The sequence below is a fragment of the Pseudochrobactrum sp. Wa41.01b-1 genome (assembly GCF_019464455.1).
GTDB lineage: Bacteria > Pseudomonadota > Alphaproteobacteria > Rhizobiales > Rhizobiaceae > Pseudochrobactrum > Pseudochrobactrum saccharolyticum.
Window position 1 is genome coordinate 1,307,434 of record NZ_CP080493.1, and the last position, 18,653, is coordinate 1,326,086.

At 52.0% G+C, this 18,653-nt stretch carries 15 protein-coding genes; 12 read left to right on the forward strand and 3 right to left on the reverse strand.

The window, feature by feature from the left end; translation table 11 throughout:
* Nucleotides 1-18: 18 nt before the first annotated feature.
* Together K1X45_RS06175 and K1X45_RS06180 are read left to right on the forward strand one after the other, a co-directional pair.
* Complete coding sequence (locus K1X45_RS06175) at nucleotides 19-642, forward strand: N-acetylmuramidase family protein (protein WP_220160119.1); 624 nt, start codon at nucleotides 19-21, stop codon at nucleotides 640-642.
* Nucleotides 643-695: 53 nt separating this feature from the next.
* The gene (locus K1X45_RS06180) at nucleotides 696-1,334 is read left to right on the forward strand and encodes a 2-dehydro-3-deoxy-phosphogluconate aldolase (protein WP_220160120.1); all 639 of its coding nucleotides are present in this window, start codon (nucleotides 696-698) and stop codon (nucleotides 1,332-1,334) included.
* A gap of 65 nt (nucleotides 1,335-1,399) precedes the next feature.
* Here the strand turns inward: K1X45_RS06180 and K1X45_RS06185 are convergent, their stop codons facing one another.
* A complete protein-coding gene (locus K1X45_RS06185; RefSeq protein WP_220160121.1) occupies nucleotides 1,400-3,253 on the reverse strand; it encodes a DUF882 domain-containing protein in 1,854 nt (617 codons plus the stop codon).
* Nucleotides 3,254-3,947: 694 nt separating this feature from the next.
* Here K1X45_RS06185 and K1X45_RS06190 point away from each other — a divergent pair.
* The 8 genes from K1X45_RS06190 to K1X45_RS06225 all read left to right on the forward strand — a co-directional run bounded on the left by K1X45_RS06190 (nucleotide 3,948) and on the right by K1X45_RS06225 (nucleotide 12,926).
* Nucleotides 3,948-5,771, forward strand: coding sequence for a M3 family oligoendopeptidase (locus K1X45_RS06190; protein ID WP_255560931.1), 1,824 nt, complete (start codon nucleotides 3,948-3,950; stop codon nucleotides 5,769-5,771).
* A gap of 7 nt (nucleotides 5,772-5,778) precedes the next feature.
* On the forward strand, nucleotides 5,779-6,969 hold the full coding sequence (locus K1X45_RS06195) for an aminodeoxychorismate synthase component I (protein WP_370627086.1): 1,191 nt from the start codon (nucleotides 5,779-5,781) through the stop codon (nucleotides 6,967-6,969).
* A gap of 3 nt (nucleotides 6,970-6,972) precedes the next feature.
* Nucleotides 6,973-7,614, forward strand: a complete 642-nt coding sequence (locus tag K1X45_RS06200; RefSeq protein ID WP_220160123.1) for an aminotransferase class IV family protein — start codon at nucleotides 6,973-6,975, stop codon at nucleotides 7,612-7,614.
* Between the two features lie 212 nt (nucleotides 7,615-7,826).
* Nucleotides 7,827-8,207 carry an outer membrane lipoprotein Omp10 gene (omp10, locus tag K1X45_RS06205; protein ID WP_075656969.1) on the forward strand — a complete coding sequence of 127 codons (381 nt, stop codon included), beginning with the start codon at nucleotides 7,827-7,829 and terminating at the stop codon, nucleotides 8,205-8,207.
* A 144-nt stretch (nucleotides 8,208-8,351) separates the two neighbouring features.
* Nucleotides 8,352-10,115: a 5'-nucleotidase C-terminal domain-containing protein gene (locus K1X45_RS06210; protein WP_220160124.1), complete on the forward strand. Its 1,764-nt coding sequence runs from the start codon at nucleotides 8,352-8,354 to the stop codon at nucleotides 10,113-10,115.
* Nucleotides 10,116-10,284: 169 nt separating this feature from the next.
* Nucleotides 10,285-11,331 (forward strand): ferrochelatase, encoded by a 1,047-nt coding sequence (gene hemH / locus K1X45_RS06215; RefSeq protein WP_139316437.1) that lies wholly within the window; start codon nucleotides 10,285-10,287, stop codon nucleotides 11,329-11,331.
* Between the two features lie 54 nt (nucleotides 11,332-11,385).
* Entirely contained in the window at nucleotides 11,386-12,471 is a 1,086-nt protein-coding gene (locus K1X45_RS06220; protein ID WP_116088808.1) for an SPFH domain-containing protein, read from the forward strand.
* On the forward strand, nucleotides 12,468-12,926 hold the full coding sequence (locus K1X45_RS06225) for an NfeD family protein (protein ID WP_213600010.1): 459 nt from the start codon (nucleotides 12,468-12,470) through the stop codon (nucleotides 12,924-12,926). The genes K1X45_RS06220 and K1X45_RS06225 overlap by 4 nt, the downstream gene beginning before the upstream one ends.
* 50 nt (nucleotides 12,927-12,976) lie before the next feature.
* Here K1X45_RS06225 and K1X45_RS06230 read toward each other — a convergent pair whose 3' ends face one another.
* The gene (locus tag K1X45_RS06230; RefSeq protein WP_225685095.1) at nucleotides 12,977-13,951 is read right to left on the reverse strand and encodes an SIS domain-containing protein; all 975 of its coding nucleotides are present in this window, start codon (nucleotides 13,949-13,951) and stop codon (nucleotides 12,977-12,979) included.
* Between the two features lie 297 nt (nucleotides 13,952-14,248).
* Here K1X45_RS06230 and K1X45_RS06235 point away from each other — a divergent pair, with 297 nt between their 5' ends.
* Nucleotides 14,249-15,775 (forward strand): outer membrane beta-barrel protein, encoded by a 1,527-nt coding sequence (locus K1X45_RS06235; protein ID WP_151160052.1) that lies wholly within the window; start codon nucleotides 14,249-14,251, stop codon nucleotides 15,773-15,775.
* 53 nt (nucleotides 15,776-15,828) lie between these two features.
* On the opposite strand, the gene galU is transcribed toward K1X45_RS06235, so the two are convergent.
* Nucleotides 15,829-16,722 carry a UTP--glucose-1-phosphate uridylyltransferase GalU gene (gene galU, locus K1X45_RS06240; RefSeq protein WP_151160053.1) on the reverse strand — a complete coding sequence of 298 codons (894 nt, stop codon included), beginning with the start codon at nucleotides 16,720-16,722 and terminating at the stop codon, nucleotides 15,829-15,831.
* Nucleotides 16,723-17,281: 559 nt separating this feature from the next.
* Here galU and K1X45_RS06245 point away from each other — a divergent pair.
* Nucleotides 17,282-18,547 carry a lytic murein transglycosylase gene (locus tag K1X45_RS06245; protein WP_370627087.1) on the forward strand — a complete coding sequence of 422 codons (1,266 nt, stop codon included), beginning with the start codon at nucleotides 17,282-17,284 and terminating at the stop codon, nucleotides 18,545-18,547.
* Nucleotides 18,548-18,653 lie beyond the last annotated feature (106 nt).

The window sequence follows — 18,653 nt, forward strand, 5'->3', positions numbered from 1 at the left end:
CAGTCAGGAGAGAGTGCCATGTTTCGCGCAGAAATCAGAACGCTGTTTTCAGAAGCGGGGCAAGCGCATCATCTCGATCCCGCAGCCCTTGCCGCTGTGGCGCAGACAGAGAGCAGCGGCATTGTCACCACACGGATCAATGGTCGTGATGAACCACTGATCCGTTTTGAGGGGCATTATTTTGATAAACGCCTCGCCCCTGCCGATCAGGCAAAAGCCAGAGCGCTGAAGCTCTCCTCTCCCCGCGCCGGAGCCATTCCCAATCCGGCGGATCAGGCGGCACGATGGCAGATGCTGGACAAAGCCTGCCGTATCAACCGCGATGCCGCTTATGAATCCACATCATGGGGTATAGGACAAGTTATGGGTGCCCATTGGCACTGGCTGGGCTATGTGTCCGTTGCTGAAATGGTTGAAACCGTGCGCAGCGCCGTGCCGGAGCAGATTGAACTGATGAGCCGCTTTATCGTCTACAGCAATCTGCGGGATGTGCTGAACAAGCACGACTGGCAAAAATTCGCATATAGCTATAACGGCTCGCTCTATGCCAAAAACCGCTATGACCGGAAACTGGCTCAAAACTATGCGCTGTATCAACCCTTGTTTCCCGCCTTCACTCCCCTTGATATACGAACAGCATAGACAAAATATCTTCGGAACGTTAAATCGATTATAACAATAATTCCGAGGGTGAGATGTCGCAGAAAACCGAAAGCCTGATTCCCGTCATGACGGGACAAACCGTCATCCCTGTTCTGCTGATTGATAAAGCAGCAGATGCCGTGCCACTTGCACGCGCTCTGGCAAAAGGCGGTCTGCCTGCCATCGAAATTACCCTGCGCACCAGCGCGGCACTGGATGCTATCCGTGCCGTGGCAGAAGATGTGCCGGAAGCCATTGTCGGCGCCGGAACCATCCTCAATGCCGCCCATTATGAGCAGGCTGTCACTTCCGGTTCAAAATTCATCGTCAGCCCCGGCGTAACAGATGCCATTTTGAAAGCCGCAGATAACAGCCCTGTTCCTCTGTTGCCGGGTTGCGCAACAGCAAGCGAAGTGATGAGCCTGCGCGAGCGCGGCTATACTCATGTGAAATTTTTCCCTGCGGAACAGGCAGGCGGAGCGGCCTATCTTAAAGCCCTGTCCTCCCCGCTTGCCGGTACCTTCTTCTGCCCGACAGGCGGCATCAGCCTCAGCAATGCCATGAATTATCTCACCCTGCCGAATGTGCTGTGCATCGGCGGCTCATGGATTGCTCCGAAAGAGCTGGTCAATGATGGCAAATGGGATGAAATTACAGCACTGGCAGCCGCAGCCGCCGCGCTCAAATCCTGATCAACATTAAAATTCAGGCAATAAAAAAGGGAGCTCAAAGCTCCCTTTTTTCATTCTTGTACCGATCAGTTAATCTTAGAGAATTTAGCAATCGGAATGAAAGTCACAGCATTGCCTGTAAAGCGGTTTGCATTACCGGCAGGCAGGTCTTTCTGGAAGCCAGCGGTATAAACAACGGTTGGTGCCTGACGCATGGCATCGTTCCGCAGAACCGGATTGGACACCGGTACAACCTTGGCTACAGGCTCATTCGAAATCGCAACTTCTGTCGCGGCATCGGCAGGCTGCAGCACTGCATTGGCAGCCGCTTTTGATGCCGGGCGATCTGAACGACCGGCTTTAGCGGTTGTCCGTACAGCGTCAGCACCAGTTGCTGCGGCAGTATTCTCGCTGTTTACGACCGGACGGGAGGACGGACGGCTGTTGCGTGTATCCTGTGGCATCACCATAGCGACCTGCTGTTCCTGAGCCTGCGGACGCGGAGCCGGAATAGATGCAGTGTGATCATTATTGCTCAGCAGATCAGCAATCGCATCCTGACCGGCTTCAGCACGGGCAACGGAGACTTCCTGAGCCTGAGCCTGTGTTGGACGTGTTGCCGGAACAGCAGCGGCCAGAACGGTATTGATCGCCTGTCCTGCACCCTGCGGACGCTGTACCGGAACCGGCACATATCCGCTCAGCATAGCGCCGGTATTTACAGTTGTGTCTGCTGCAACCAGCGCGGCAATCTGGTCATTGGCAGGCTGAGCCGGTGCGGAAGGCGCACCTGTGGCACCCGCAAAAGCCTGCGCTTCAAGTGTATTTGGCGGTGGCGGCGCCATAGCCAGCAGCACTTCGGCTTCCGACTGCGGACGCTTCACCGGAACAGGCACAGCAAAAGCCATCGCCGCCTGTGCATCCGGTGTCATTTCCACACCGGCAGAAGGGCGCGGTGCATTCAGCGGCACCGGTGCATCGCGGGCTGGCAAAGCAGCAATCAACGCTTCCTGCGGCACCTGAGGCTCAGGCTGTGCAGGTACAGCACGGTTAGGCACTGCCGGTACCGGAGCCTGACGGGCAGGAACTGCGGCAGCAGGTGCTGTACGCGCCGGACGGGCAGTTGCTACAGCACGACCGGAGCTTTCACCATTATCTTCTTCTTCATCCGCACCGCCGCCAAACAACATACCGAACAGAGATTTGCTCTTCGGCTTGGCAGAAGCCATCTGGATTGTACCGCCATTGGCCTTACGGGCTTCATAGGCAGCAAGCGCCTGTTCATAACCCGGCAATGGCTTGCCATCGGTCGGAACGTGAATTGTTTTACCGTCAGGGAACACAGCCAGCAATTCGCGGCGGCTCAGGCGCGGCCAGTGACGCACACTGCCGACATCAAGATGCACAAATGGCGAACCGGAAGTCGGATAATAACCAACGCCGCCGATCTGATAGCGCAACGCGGTGTCACGCAGCTTTTTCAGCGGAACACCCGGAATGAAAAAATCCATCGCCTTGCCGAGCGTATGCTGGCTGCTTTTGGCAACGCCGCGGGTACGCGAACGCAGCATGGAGTTCGTCGCCGGTGAACGATAGGCGGAAACAACAGTAATATAATCGCGGCCACCGGCGGTCTGATAGACCTGCCAGACCAGATCGAACAAACGCGGATCCATCTTGGTCGGCTCATTGCGGCGCCAGTCGCGCAGGAAGACATTCAGCTTCTTCAAACCATCCGGCAGATAGCGGCCGTTTTTCTTGAACGTGATTTCTGCACGTTCACCGGTATGCACAAAATGCAGCTTCAGTGTACGGGTTTCGGCTGCAGCCTGAGACGGCGCGAAAGCTGTAACAGCCGTGAAAACAAGTGCCAGCTGCGCGCTGAGTTTAAAAACTCTGCCTGCCCAGCCCGCCAGTTTAGATGTTTTGCTGTTTTCCAATTTCGAATGCCTTACCGTTTACAGTCACGCTATTCAGATGAATATCGGATTTAATGGTTAATAGACACTTATTGAACAGACAATGAGTTTTCAGCATGACAAAAAAAACGCATTCGGGAAGGACTTTCCATCATGGTAAAGAGTTTATGAACAGATTTTACAACCTGAGGAAGCATGATTTTATCTATACACGCGCCCAGCGTCACAAACAGCGTCCTGTGGCATATATGCACCATCTGATTGAAAATATTTAATTTTCAGAACAAATAATGCGATATTTTGTGGTTTTCAGCGCCTGAAAAACAAAGAACGCCAATCAGAAAATTCATATAATATTTCAGCAGTATAATAGGTCTTAAGCACATAAAATTTACCGGATTTTACTCACATTGTTTCGTCAATGTAACGCAATGTGATGGGATAAAGAGCCTCATTTCGGGAACCAAATCGGTTTTGGCTCTGCTTTTGAGTCGAAAAAACACAAAATTGCACCACAGCCACCTGATCCGGCATACTGATTTCACCCTTTTATATCTTAACAGCGCCTGTCAGCACCCGACTTTGACCCGCAATTTCAATACTGCTGAAACGCATGAAATCTGCGCAGGAACATCCTATATAGACTGCAGCATTAAAAAGAATCGTACGAGGTTGAACCGCAATGAATTTACGCAACCATGCAGAATTTCTCCGTATGCCTGCCGATGCCCCGCAGGCACAGGTTTCCGCAGCTTCCGAGCTGAGCAATCTGCCATGCTGGAACCTCACCGATCTTTATCCTGCACCGGACAGTGCGGAACTGACCCGCGACCTGCAGCTTTCAGCAGAGCGCTCAGTTGCTTTTGAGAATAAATGGAAAGGCAAGCTCGAAGCTGAAGCCTCCAAGCCTCAGGGCGGTAATTTTGCCGACGCGATTAAAGAATTCGAACAGCTTCAGGAACTGATGGGACGCATCTATTCCTATGCCGGCCTGCTCTATGCGGATGACACCTCCAGTGCCGCCAATGCCAAACTCTATGGCGATGTGCAGCAGAAACTCACCGATGCAGGCAGCCATCTGATCTTCTTCTCGCTGGAACTCAACCGTATTGATGACGCCCTGCTCGACAAGGCTATCGCTGAAAATCCTGCTATCGGCCATTATAAGCCATGGCTGATCGACCTGCGCAAAGACAAGCCTTACCAGCTGGATGACCAGATTGAGACATTATTCCATGACATCTCTGTCACCGGTTTTGTTGCCTGGAACCGTCTGTTTGACGAAACCATGAGCGGTTTGCGCTTTACAATTGACGGCGCAGAGCTACCGATTGAACCGGTGCTCACCATGTTGCAGGATGCGGATGGTGCAACCCGTAAAAAAGCCTCGGATGCCTTGTCCAAAACCTTTGGTGAAAATCTACGCCTCTTCACGCTCATCACCAATACATTGGCTAAGGATAAAGAAATCTCCGACCGCTGGCGCGGTTTTGAGGATATTGCCGACAGCCGCCACCTTGCCAACCGCGTTGAGCGTGAAGTTGTCGATGCACTGGCCAGCGCCGTGAATGATGCCTATCCGCGTATTTCCCATCGCTACTATGCACTGAAGGCAAAATGGCTCGGCCTTGAACAGCTCGACAACTGGGATCGCAATGCGCCGCTGCCGGAAACCCCGCAGGTCACTATCGGCTGGGATGAAGCAAAAGCAACTGTGCTGGATGCCTATGCAGGCTTCGCACCGGAAATGGCCGATATTGCCCGCGACTTCTTTGACAAGAACTGGATTGATGCCCCGACCCGCGCAGGCAAGGCACCGGGTGCTTTTGCCCATCCGACTGTGCCTTCCGCACATCCTTATGTATTGCTCAACTATCTGGGCAAGCCGCGCGATGTTATGACCCTTGCCCATGAACTCGGCCATGGTGTGCATCAGGTTCTTGCCGCCAAACAGGGTGCGCTGATGGCTTCAACCCCGCTGACACTGGCAGAAACCGCCTCCGTCTTCGGTGAAATGCTGACCTTCCAGTCCCTGCTTGCTAAAGCAAAGGACAAGCGCGAGCGCAAAGCAATGCTGGCGCAGAAGACTGAGGATATGATCAATACGGTTGTCCGCCAGATCGCCTTCTACCAGTTTGAACGTAAAGTTCACACCGAGCGCAAAAACGGTGAGCTGACAGCCGAACAGATCGGTGAAATCTGGATGGAAGTGCAGCGTTCAAGCTTAGGTCCTGCAATCCGCCTCAATCCGGGTTATGAAAGCTTCTGGACTTATATTCCGCATTTCATCCACTCGCCGTTCTATGTTTATGCCTATGCTTTCGGCGATTGCCTCGTAAATTCGCTCTATGCGGTTTACCAAAACAATCCTGAAGGTTTTCAGGACAAATATTTCGATATGCTGAAGGCTGGCGGTACCCGCCATCATAAAGAACTGCTGGCACCATTCGGTCTGGATGCTTCTGATCCGGCCTTCTGGCAACAGGGTCTGTCAGTTATTGAAGGCATGATCGACGAACTGGAAGCGATGGAAGACTGATCGCATTATGGTTGAGCGAGCAATGCCTGCATCTTCTGAGCCTTTCATTCTGTTTCGTGATGATGTTGAACAGCAATCCATGCTGTTCAACAGGCCGGAACAGCTGATTATTATTGAACAGGCTTCCGATTTTGAGGCAGGCTTTGCCGCGCTTGAAGCAGCGCATCGTCAGGGCAAATGGCTTGCAGGTTATTTCAGCTATGAGGCGGGTTTTCTGCTGGAGCCCAAACTGGCTCCCCTGCTGCCGAAGGAACGCCGTGTTCCGCTGATTTGCTTTGGTGTCTTTAGTGAACCTCCGGCGGATATCCCTGCCGGAAATAGAAACACCCACACCAATGTGCATCTTTCTGATTTTCATGCCCATTGGTCGGAAGCGGATTATCAGCAGCGTTTCGAACGCCTGCATCGTCATTTGCGTGAAGGTGATTGCTATCAGGGCAATCTGACATTTCCGATTTCAGCACGCTATCACGGTGAGCCTGAGGCGCTGTTTGCCGATCTCAGCAACCGCCAGCCTGTGCGTTACAGCGCATATGTCAATCTGACAGCGCAGGACAAGGCACCGCTTATTCTATCGCGCTCACCGGAGCTGTTTTTTCAAATCGATAAAGACGGCTGGATTGAAACCCACCCGATGAAGGGCACCACACCGCGCGGGGCAACACCACAAGAAGATGATACCCTGCGCGATTTTCTGATCCATGACGAAAAAAGTCAGGCCGAAAACCGCATGATCGTGGATTTACTGCGCAATGACATTTCGCTGATCAGCGAAGTCGGCAGTCTTTCTGTGCCTAAACTCTTCCATGTCGAGCGCTATCCGACTGTGCACCAGATGGTCAGTCATGTGCGGGCGAAACTGTTGCCCGATCTCACTTTGCGTCAGATCTTTGCAGCTTTGTTTCCGTGCGGCTCGGTGACCGGCGCACCGAAAATCAGCGCCATGACGATTTTGCACCAGCTTGAACAACAGGCACGCGATATTTATTGCGGCTCCATCGGCTGGATCGCACCATCCGGCGAAATGCGTTTCAACGTCGCCATTCGCACTCTGTCGCTCTATCCTGACGGAGAAGCAGTCCTCAATGTCGGCGGCGGTGTGGTCTATGATTCAGCGGCAGAAGCAGAATATGCCGAGTGCCTGCTGAAAGCCCGTTATGCGACCGGTGAGAACACAGTCTCCGGCACCCGAGGGTGAAACATGCAAGACCTGAATTTTGGCCTGATCGAAACATTGCGCTTTGAGCCTGCCAATGGTTTTCTGCGCCTTGAACAGCATTTACAGCGTCTGCAGCAATCTGCGACGCAACTCGGTTTTGTTTTTGATGAAGGTGCTATCCGTGCACAATTGCAAGCTCACGCAAACAGCCCTCATGCCTTACGTGTCCGTCTTTGCCTGTGGCCAGACGGCACAGCAGATATCATCACCGCAGTCTTTCAGCCTTTGCCGCCTCAAATGATCTGGACATTGGCAATTGCCGAAACCCGCCTGAACAGCGCCGATGAGCTGCTGCGCCACAAAACAACACGCCGAACAACCTATGAAGCCGCGCGGGCGGAATTTACACCGGCACAAGCCGATGAAGTTCTGCTGCTCAATGAAAAAGGCGAGCTTTGCGAAGGCACGATAACTTCGCTCTTTGCGGATATGGGGGATGGTATATTGCTGACCCCGCCGCTGGAATGCGGGTTGCTGAATGGCGTTTTGCGGCAGGAACTACTGCAACAGGATAAAGCCAAAACTGCCGTTCTCACGCTTCAGCACTTGCAAAAAGCGCACCGGATTTTTGTCGGCAATTCTCTGCGCGGCATGATACGAGCGCATTTAGCCGATGCATTCTGATATCAGCCGCTCTTTAAATTACACCATTATAAAATATAATGTTTTTGCTGTCTGAGACCAACAAAACCGCTTCACACACAAAGATGTGAGGTAAAAAAGCAACAGATACAAGGCTCTTCATGGTTAAGGAACCTATAAAGCTCTTGTATTTACCCGCATTTACATACATCAAATTATTATAAAATTTTGCAGAATCCCGGGAGAGCTCGCTTATGAAAACATTCCGCACGGCCGCATCCCTTTGTCTGGCTGCCACACTCGCTGCCTGTACCACATACGGACCAGTCAATGGCGGCGGCGGCAACACCATGCCGACCCGTCCGGCTAATGCCGGTATTGATGGTGGCTGGGTTGATGCCAATGGCATTACATCGAATTTCAACGGCGGCGTTTTTGAAACCCGCACAACTGACACCAATGAAAAGCTGGCAGAAGGTAATTACCGTTACCTGTCACCGCGTTTGGTGGAAATTGATATGCGTTCGATCGTACGCGGCACTACATCCAAAGTGAATTGCGCACAGGTTACTCCGTCGCAGCTCAATTGCACCACATCTACCGGTTCGCAATTCTCGCTGACACGTAAAGCCTGAAATTAGACAAGAAAATATACAAACGCCCGCGGCTCTGCTGCGGGCGTTTTGCTATTCTCAGCTCTCTCCGAACTTGGGAGATGCAAACAGCATTCGTCATATTACTATGCTATTCTGCCCCGACAAATGTCTACGGAGAGAGCTATGTCCGGACTGTTCAAGATTCTGTTTTGCAGCGCCAGCCTCGTGAGCCTGTCACTGCCTGCCTATGCCGATTACACGCTGACCATTCTGCACACAAATGACACGCATTCCCGCATTGAAGAGGTCAATAAATATGACGCGACCTGCTCGGCTAAAGAAAGCGCAGAGCAGCAATGTTTCGGCGGTATGGCGCGGCTGAAAGCGGCCATAGATGCCGAGCGCGCCAAGGGCGGCAATATGCTGGTGCTGGATGCCGGAGATCAGTTTCAGGGCTCTTTATTTTTCACCACTTATAAAGGCACAGACAATGCCGAATTCATGAATGCCATCGGCTATGATGCGATGGCACTCGGCAATCATGAATTTGATCTTGGGCAGGAAGGGCTGGCACCCTTTTTGGATAAAATCAAACTGCCGGTTCTGTCTGCCAATATTGAAACCACTGCCGGTTCACCGATCCACGGCAAATTCGCACGCTATCTTGTCAAAACAATTGGCAATGAAAAGATCGGCATTGTCGGCCTGACCACACCGGACACAGTGGAAATTGCACGTCCGGGCAAGGACATCCGTTTTCTTGATGCCAAGGAAACATTGCAGCGCATGATCACAGACCTGAAGGCAGAAGGCGTGAACAAGATCATTGCCCTTACCCATCTGGGTTATGATGCGGATCAGCAATTGGCAGCAGAACTGGATAATGTGGATGCAATTGTCGGCGGGCACAGCCATACATTACTTGGCGATAATGCCTTACGCGCTTCCGGCCCCTATCCTACTCTCGTCAAAAACCCGTCCGGCAAAATGGTGCCGGTCGTCACGGCCTATGCCTATACGCAATATCTGGGCAGGCTGGTGCTGAATTTTGACGATACGGGCAATCTCACATCAGCCTCCGGCGCTCCGCTCCGGCTGGATGCCTCCATCAAGCCGGATGCACAACTGGCCAGCCGCATCGCGGAAATGGCCAAGCCGATTGAAGAGCTGAAAAACCGCCGTGTCGCTGAGACAACCAGGCTGATTGACGGCTCTGCTGTCAGTTGCCGCACGCAGCAATGTCCTATGGGCGATCTGGTCACCACTGCCATGCTTGATCGTGTGCGCGATCAGGGTATCACTGCCGCGCTGATAAATGGCGGTGCATTGCGCGCTTCAATCAAGGCCGGTGACATCACTATGGGTGATGTACTGGTGGTGCTGCCGTTTCAGAATACGGTTGCAACATTTCAGATGAAAGGCAGCGATCTGCGATCAGCATTGGAGAATGGTGTCAGCCAGATTGAAAAAGGCAGCGGCCGCTATCCGCAGGTTGCAGGCATAAAATTCACACTGGATATGGCTAAACCTGCCGGACAGCGCATTACCACTGTCGAAATGCAGGATGCGGAAAGCAACTGGCAGCCACTTGATGACAATAAGCTCTATGGCATTGCCGCAACCGATTATCTGCGCACAGGCGGTGACGGCTATGACATGATCGCCCAAAAAGCTGAAAAAGCCTATGATTACGGCCCTTCACTTGATCAGGTCGTTGCTGAATATTTGCAGGAACATTCGCCCTATTCAGATGCTGCACAGCCCGCAGCAAAAATGCCTGTCTCCGAGGCTTATGAAATCAAACAAGGCGACAGTTACTGGTCGATTGCAGAGAAGCTCTATGGCAATGGCACAGAATGGAAACGCCTGTTCCGTCAGAACCCGAATTACAAGCCACGGAAACTGCCGGTTGGCGCTGTTTTAAAAACCGGAGCACCTTCCCAATAAAAAACCACTTTAAATTTGAGTTTTCTCATCATGTTATGGTTATGTTCTGGTCATGCCGGACATAATACTGTTATGATAGGCAAATTTTGTTCGGCAGCTTGCGCGCACGCAGATACAGATTGTGTTTGTTCGAGTGAAAGCACCGCCCCCTCAGGATAGAGACACAGACATGCATGATAATGTGATGAGCCAATCCGCGACTTCCCAGCCGGTTTCAGCAAAACCTGTTCTTGAAAAAACAGGCGTAATGCTGATCAATCTGGGAACACCTGATGGTACTGATTACACATCCATGCGCCGCTATCTGCGCGAGTTTTTAATGGATTCGCGTGTTATCGAATGGCCGAAGGCGATCTGGTATCCGATCCTGTTCGGTATTGTGCTCAATACACGTCCTAAGAAATCCGGTGCCGCCTATGACCGTATCTGGAACCGTGAGCGTAATGAATCACCTTTGCGTACCTTCACGCGTTCCCAGAGCGATCAGCTCAGCGCCCGCCTCTCCGATCTCGGCAATGTGGTTGTGGACTGGGCAATGCGTTATGGCCAGCCATCGATTGAAGATGTGCTGACACGCCTGCGCGAACAGGGTTGCACCCGTATTGTCGCCTTCCCGCTCTATCCGCAATATTCTTCTTCCACCACCGGCAGTGTGATTGAAAAACTCAATGACGCACTGAACAAGCTGCGTTTTATGCCTGCCGTGCGTACAGTGCCGTCCTACCAGCACGAACCGGTCTATATTGATGCGCTGGCACGCTCGATTGAAGACCATATTGCCAAGCTGGATTTTGATCCGCAGGTCGTGGTTGCCTCCTATCATGGCATTCCGCAGAGCTATGCACGCCGCGGCGATCCTTATCCGCAGCAATGCCTTGAAACCACACGCCTGCTGCGTGAGCGCCTTGGCTGGGATGAAACCAAGCTGATCAGCACGTTCCAGTCGCGCTTTGGTCCTGAGGAATGGCTCCAGCCTTATACGGATAAAACCATCGAGGAAATGCCGAAACAGGGCATCAAATCCGTTGCCGTATTCAATCCGGGTTTCGTGGCTGACTGCCTTGAAACTGTTGATGAAATCGGCAATGAAGCGGCAGAATCCTTCCATGAGAATGGCGGCGAAAATTTCAGCCATATTCCGTGCCTCAATGACACAGAACTCGGTATGCGCGTGATTGAAGACCTTGTACGCCGTGAACTGCAGGGCTGGGTCTGAGACTTTTATAAAACAAGACCATCATCATTTCCGGCATTTTAAAAAGGAAACAGAATGGAATTCGGTGCCAATATTGCCCTGCTGATTTTAGCTGCAGTGGTTATTTTCACACTTTATGCCGGTATTAAAATTGTGCCTCAGGGTTCCAATTTTACTGTCGAGCGTTTCGGCCGTTACACCCGTACTTTATCGCCGGGTCTGAATATGATCGTCCCGTTTTTTGATCGTATCGGCGCGCGTCTCAATATGATGGAACAGGTACTGGACGTACCGACACAGGAAGTCATTACCCGTGATAATGCGACCACATCCGTGGATGCTGTCGCCTTCTTTCAAGTGCTGAATGCGGCACAGGCTGCCTATCAGGTTTCCGATCTGCAATATGCAATCCTCAACCTGACCATGACCAATATCCGTACCGTTATGGGTTCAATGGATCTGGACGAATTGCTCTCCAACCGCGACACCATCAATGATCGTCTGCTGCGCGTACTGGATCAGGCGGCGCATCCGTGGGGCATCAAAATCACCCGCGTTGAGATCAAAGATATCAATCCGCCGAAAGATCTGATCGATTCCATGGCGCGCCAGATGAAAGCCGAACGTGACAAGCGTGCACAGGTTCTGGAAGCGGAAGGTGACCGTAATGCGCAGATTCTGCGCGCTGAAGGTTTGAAACAGTCGCAGATTCTTGAAGCGGAAGGTAAGCGCGAAGCCGCCTATCGTGAAGCGGAAGCCCGTGAGCGTCTGGCAGAAGCGGAAGCCAAAGCGACAACCATGGTGTCCGAAGCGATTGCGCAGGGTGATGTGCAGGCGCTGAATTACTTCGTTGCACAGAAATATACCGATGCGCTTTCCGAAATGGCCTCTGCCAAAAATCACAAGATCATTATGATGCCGCTGGAAGCCTCGTCGCTGATCGGCACATTGGGCGGTATTGGTGCGATTGCCAAAGAAGTCTTCGGCAATAATTCGGATTCCGGTGCGAATACCACCACCCAAGGCGCACAGGCCGCTCGTAAAGCACCTGCCAAACCGGCTGCCCGTAGCGAAGGTACAACCCGCAGCGGCTCTGCTGATTATGTCTCGGTTCCGAACCACATTATCGGCAATCGTGTACCGCCGACAGGATCACGCTGATGCCGGATATGCTCGCAGCATTGGGGATATGGAACTGGGTCGTCCTTGGCCTTGTTCTGCTGTTTCTGGAACTGGTGACACCGGGTGTCTTCCTGATCTGGATCGGTTTTGCTGCTCTGGTTACCAGCCTGATTGCGTTTACCGGCCTCGGCTTCATCGACAGCTGGCAAGCGCAACTGCTGCTCTTCATGGTTCTGTCCGTGATCTTTGTACTGATCGGGCGCAAATATTTTAATCCGCGGGTACAAAACAGCGATGAACCGCTACTCAACCGCAGAGCCGATCAGCTGATCGGCATGCGCACCACATTGGAAGAGCCGATTATCAACGGCCATGGCCGTGCACGTTTTGATGATACACTCTGGCGTGTGACCGGCCCTGATCTTCCCGCCGGTAAGACAATTATCGTGCGGGAATATCACGACGGATTGTTGCAAGTTGAAGAAGTGAAATAACAAAAAAGGCGGCTGATAAGCCGCCTTTTTATTATCCTGCAGAGAGCGTTTTAAGCCACACCGGCACGCAGCAGATCGTGGAAGTGCACCAGCCCGACAGGACGGTTATTCTCAGCCACAATCACCGCGCCGATACGCGCTTCATTCAAAAGTGCCAGTGTTGAACCGAGCAGCTGGTCAGGGCTGACAGTCTTCGGTGTACGGGTCATAATATCATCAACTTTCAGCGTCGCCATAGGCCGATCGACATTGCGTGTCAGATCGCCATCCGTGATGATACCGGCCAGTGTGCCGTCTTCATTCTCAACAATCACACAGCCGAAATGCTTATGCGAGTGAATGCGCATCGCTTCCGGCATTGGTGTGCCGATCTTGACCAACGGCAACTCCTCACCGCGATGCATAATATCTTTCACATGAGAAAGGCTGGCACCCAGTGAGCCACCCGGATGGAATACGCGGAAATCGCTGGCGGTAAAGCCGCGTCTTTCCAGCAGAGCAAGTGCCAGTGCATCACCGACTGCCAGCTGCATCAAAGTTGATGTGGTCGGTGCAACACCATGCGGACAAGCTTCAACTGCTTTCGGCAATAGCAGCAGCACATCAGATTCACGGCCGAGCGTGGAATGTTCACCGGAAGTCAGTGCGATCAGCGGCACTTTAAAACGGCGGGAATAGCTGACAATACCTTTCAGCTCCGCAGTCTCACCCGACCAGGACAGGGCAAGAATAACGTCATTGCTGTTAATCATGCCGAGATCGCCATGATTGGCTTCCGCCGCATGCACAAAAAACGCAGGGGTTCCGGTGGACGCAAAAGTGGCCGCCAGCTTGGAGCCGATATGACCGCTTTTGCCGATACCGGTCACAACAACCCGTCCCTTCATCGCGGAAATAGCTTGAACCGCCTGCTCAAACGGCTCTGCAAGCCCGTTTTGCAGCGCATCTTCAAGAGCGCTCATACCGGCTTTTTCAACTGCGATTGTATTCAGGGCGGAGCGGATAGCTGGGCTGTGGCTGCTCAATGGACTTCTCTCACTTCATTCATCCGGTCAATAGTGCTTCTTCTATATAGAAACCGGAGCTGCATTCTGCAAAACGAATTATGAGGTAAAACTTTACATATTTCCTGTCCAGCCTCCCTGCCTGCAGAAACACAGCACATATTTCCCTGTAATTAATAAAGCACAAGCTGAAAAGCTGAATAAAGCCAGCCCATTACAGCAAAAGAAACTTTGTATTAACCATGATCATTTACCGTCCTGTAACAAGCCTGCTCCGTGCAGGCATTCTCAGTTGCGTGCACAACTCTTGGCAGGACAATGGAAAAAACAGCCAAACCGGCTCATTACGCCCCGCTTTCCCTGTACGGGCTGCGTCAGGCAGCTCTGCTGACGGGCGTTGTGCTGTTTTCATCCGTGACCATATCCCAGGCACAAACTGTGCCCTCCGGCGCTCAAAATGATGCAATTGCCGATGTTATTGCGCAGAGCGAAGGCACTGAAAATATAACTTATGATGCCAATGGCCGTATCGTTGCACAGCCTGTAATCAATCCTGCAGTTCCGGCTGCACGCCCTGTTGCCGACAGCGCTGTTCCTTTGAGCGAAGATATCAGCGGTTTACGCACCGGCCCAGCAGATGCAGGCAGAGCCGTTCGCGAAGGGCGGGAAAATATGCCGGAAGGCGCCCTTGAAGGCCGCCCGCGTGCACCTTTCGAAGCTGATCCGTTTGAACCGCAGGGCATTCGCGCCGGAAGTTTCATCTTACGTCCGTCGCTGGATCAGGGTATCCGCGCCACCAATAATGCCGATAACAGCGCAACCGGAACCAGCGGTGTCTTGTCCGAAACCGCATTGCGGCTGAATGCCCGTTCAGACTGGGCAAGCCATCTGGCAACACTGGATGCATCCGGTATCTTCGAGAGAAATCTCTCCGGCCAGTATGTTTCCAATCCGCGCGGGCAGATTGATGCTGCATTACGGCTGGATATGAGTGATGAAACCCGCCTGAATTTCGGGCTTGGTTATTCTGTCAATCGTGAAGATTCATCTGATCCGAATGGTATCAGCGCCGCACGCACCCGCCCTCTGGTACAGAGCCTGAATGCGCAGGCCGGTATTGAGCGCGATATCGGCAAGATTTTTGCCAGTGCGATAGCACGTGTAAACAATACCCGCTACGGCAAAGCCAAATTATATAATGGCGACCAGCTGGATCAGAGTGACCGCAATAATACCTATGTCAGCATGACATTGCGCGGCGGTTTTGAGCTGAGCGCCGCCATCCGCCCGTTTGCGGAAGTTGAAGTGGGTCGCCGGCTTTACCAGAATGATAATGGTCTGGATCGCAATGCAACCCAGCTCGGGCTTCGTACCGGCTTGCAGATCAATACCGGTGAAAAACTGAATGGCGAGTTCTCTGTCGGTTATATAGGCGCACGCAGTGCAGATGACCGTCTGCAAGATACCGGCGGCCTGTCGGTGGATGCAGCGATGAACTGGTCACCGCAGCGCGGCACCGATGTTCGCTTTGGTCTGCGCACTTATCTCGACAGCAGTCCGGATATTGGTGGCAATTCATCCATTTTGTATCTCGCCAATATTGATGTCACCCGCATGATCCGCGCTGATCTCAGCGTGAATGCCCGCTTTGATGCTTCTATCCGTGATAATCGTGACGGCAGTGGTACCGATTATGGTATGGGCGCGGAAATCGGGGCAACCTATTGGTTCAACCGCTTCTTCGGTGTGGACGGCAAATTGCGCCATGAATTCATCAACAGCGATGTGGCCAGCCGTAAATATAGCAGTAACAGCGTCTATCTCGGTGTAAAACTTCGCCGCTGACATATTAATCCGTAACAAAAAAGCCGGTCACTGACCGGCTTTTTTATTTAAACTCAAGAGAGTTTGATAGTTTTCAGCAACTCATCAATGCTGACTTCGACCAGCGGGCGGATATCATGGCGCCACAGAGCAAAAGCCACATTGGCTTGAATGAAGCCCTCTTTGGAGCCGCAGTCAAAGGTACGGCCCTGATAATTAAAGCCGTAGAAATCCTGCTCTTTCGCAAGTTTCAGCATCGCATCAGTCAACTGAATTTCGTTACCGGCTCCCTTTTCCTGCTTGCTCAGCAGGTCGAAGATTTCCGGCTGCAGAATATAACGGCCGTTAATATAGAGATTTGACGGCGCGGTGCCTTTGGCTGGCTTTTCAACCATCTGGTTGATTTCAAAACCATTGCCGATTGCATTGCCTTTGCCGACAATACCATATTTGTGCGCTTCTTCCGGATCGCATTCCTGCACAGCAATCACATTGCCTCCGGTCTGTTCGTAAAGCTCAACCATTTCCTTGAGGCAGCCTTTTTTCGACTGCATCACCATATCCGGCAGCAATAGTGCAAAAGGCTCGTCACCAACGATTTCGCGGGCACACCATACTGCATGGCCAAGGCCAAGCGGCACCTGCTGACGCGTGAAACTGGTCGTACCAGGCTGCGGCTGCAAACTCTGCATATGGTTCAGCTCATTGAGCTTACCGCGTTCCTGTAGCGTTGTGTAAAGTTCAACCTGAGCATCAAAATAATCTTCGATCACCGCTTTATTGCGGCCGGTCACAAAAATCAGATGCTCAATACCCGCTTCGCGCGCTTCATCAACCACATATTGAATGACCGGCTTATCAACAACGGTCAGCATTTCTTTCGGGATTGATTTTGTGGCTGGTAAGAAACGTGTCCCCAGTCCGGCGACAGGAAAAACTGCTTTGCGGATTTTTTTAACTGAACTCATGTCACTTCCCGTTTTGTCCGGTTTCAACCTACATCAAACAAACCTAAGCCGCCGGTTATAATTTTTCTATTATCAACCTGTACTCTAGTCTCTTGCTAAACCTGATCTATAAAAGCCATTACAGCCAAACTATGAAAAAAGCCTGCATTTTCTAAAAGTTACGGTCACATTTCATGTGCGATTATTAACGCAGTTGAGCGTCTCTCATGCCCGGACAGGAGTTTCTTCACGTCCGGTTCATCAATGATGCAGTAATTCAGACAAGCCGAAATTACACATATGCAGATCATTCATTGTCTGATTATTATCTGCACTGTCTTAACAGTTTTTTGCCGGTTCTTAATTCCGGTACTGCATGGTAAACTAAATGCTAACTTCCGTGTGGCATAAACAATGAACCTAGACCATTTCCCGCAAAATTGTGAAGTGATTTTGCATCCGGATAATGCGGCTAAAACCATTACCCGAGCGTAGTGAGCACCGGCAAACTGAACGACGCTCTTGATTGATTGCATTTTCGTACCCGTAACAATGCCTGTATGCATTGTTAGAATGCGAAATGCTAAAGTTTATATTCAGGGAGAAAAGCATGCTTCGAACCCATATTTTCAAAAGCCGCTTCTGGAAGACCGCAGCAACAACAGCCTCTGCGGCTGCCTTGTCGCTTATTCTGACAACCGGCTATGCATCAGCCGATGCACAATTTCGCAAATGGGTTTCCGGTTTTCGCCCTGTAGCCCTTCAGAACGGGATTGCTCCGGCCACTTTTGACCGTGCTTTTGCCGGTGTGAATGCCATTGATCCGGAAGTGCTGCAAAAAGCGCGTTATCAGCCTGAATTTACGTCCCCTGTCTGGGAATATATCGACAACCGTGTCAACGAGCATTCTATCGGTACCGGTCAGGCCATGGCGCGCAAATGGGGCAAAGCCCTCAATGCGATTGAAAAGCAATATGGCGTAGACAAAAATGTGCTTCTGGCTATCTGGTCGATGGAAACCGGCTATGGCGAGATGATGCAGCGTCCGGATGTAATGCGCGATGCGATCCGCTCACTGGCTACACTGGCCTATGCCGATCAGCGCCGCGCCAAATATGCCCGCACGCAGCTGATTTCAGCGATGAAGATTCTGCAGACCGGTGATATTGACCGCGGACATCTGAGCGGTTCATGGGCTGGCGCTATGGGGCATACCCAGTTTATCCCGACCAGCTATCAGGCCTATGCGGTTGACTTTGACGGTAACGGCAAACGCGATATCTGGAATTCCGTGCCGGATGCGCTGGCAACCGCTGCCAATCTTCTGCGTAAAAACGGCTGGGAGCCAGGCCGCACATGGGGTTACGAAGTGGTTCTGCCTGCTTCGGGTAAGTTCCCGTCCGGCAGCCTGAGCATTGCTGAATGGCGTCGTCTGGGATTGGTGCGCGCCAATGGCCGTCCGTTCCCGAGTGATGCTGAAAAAGCCACGCTGAAAGTCATGGATGGCCGCAGTGGCCCTGCTTTCCTGATGACCAAGAATTTCTTCGTTATCAAACGCTATAATAATGCAGATAAATACGCTCTCGGCGTGGGTCTTCTGGCCGACCGCGTTGCCGGTTATCAGGGTTTGGTGCAGGACTGGAACCGTCCTTTCACACCAATCTCCATGAAAGAACGTGAAGAACTGCAAACGCATCTGCGTGCACTCGGCTATTATGACGGCAATATTGACGGCAAAATCGGCTCAAGTTCACGTAAAGCGATTGAGGCCTTCCAGCAGCGCAACGGACTGTCACCCGACGGTCATCCGAGCAAAGAAGTGCTCAGCGTTCTGCGCCGCCGCTAAATACGACTTATTGTCAGGCCGGTTAATCCGGCCTGATCCTTTATACTGCCGCATATATGCGTTCTAAACGGCACATGCAGCAGAAGGCTTAAGGGTTGAAACCCGT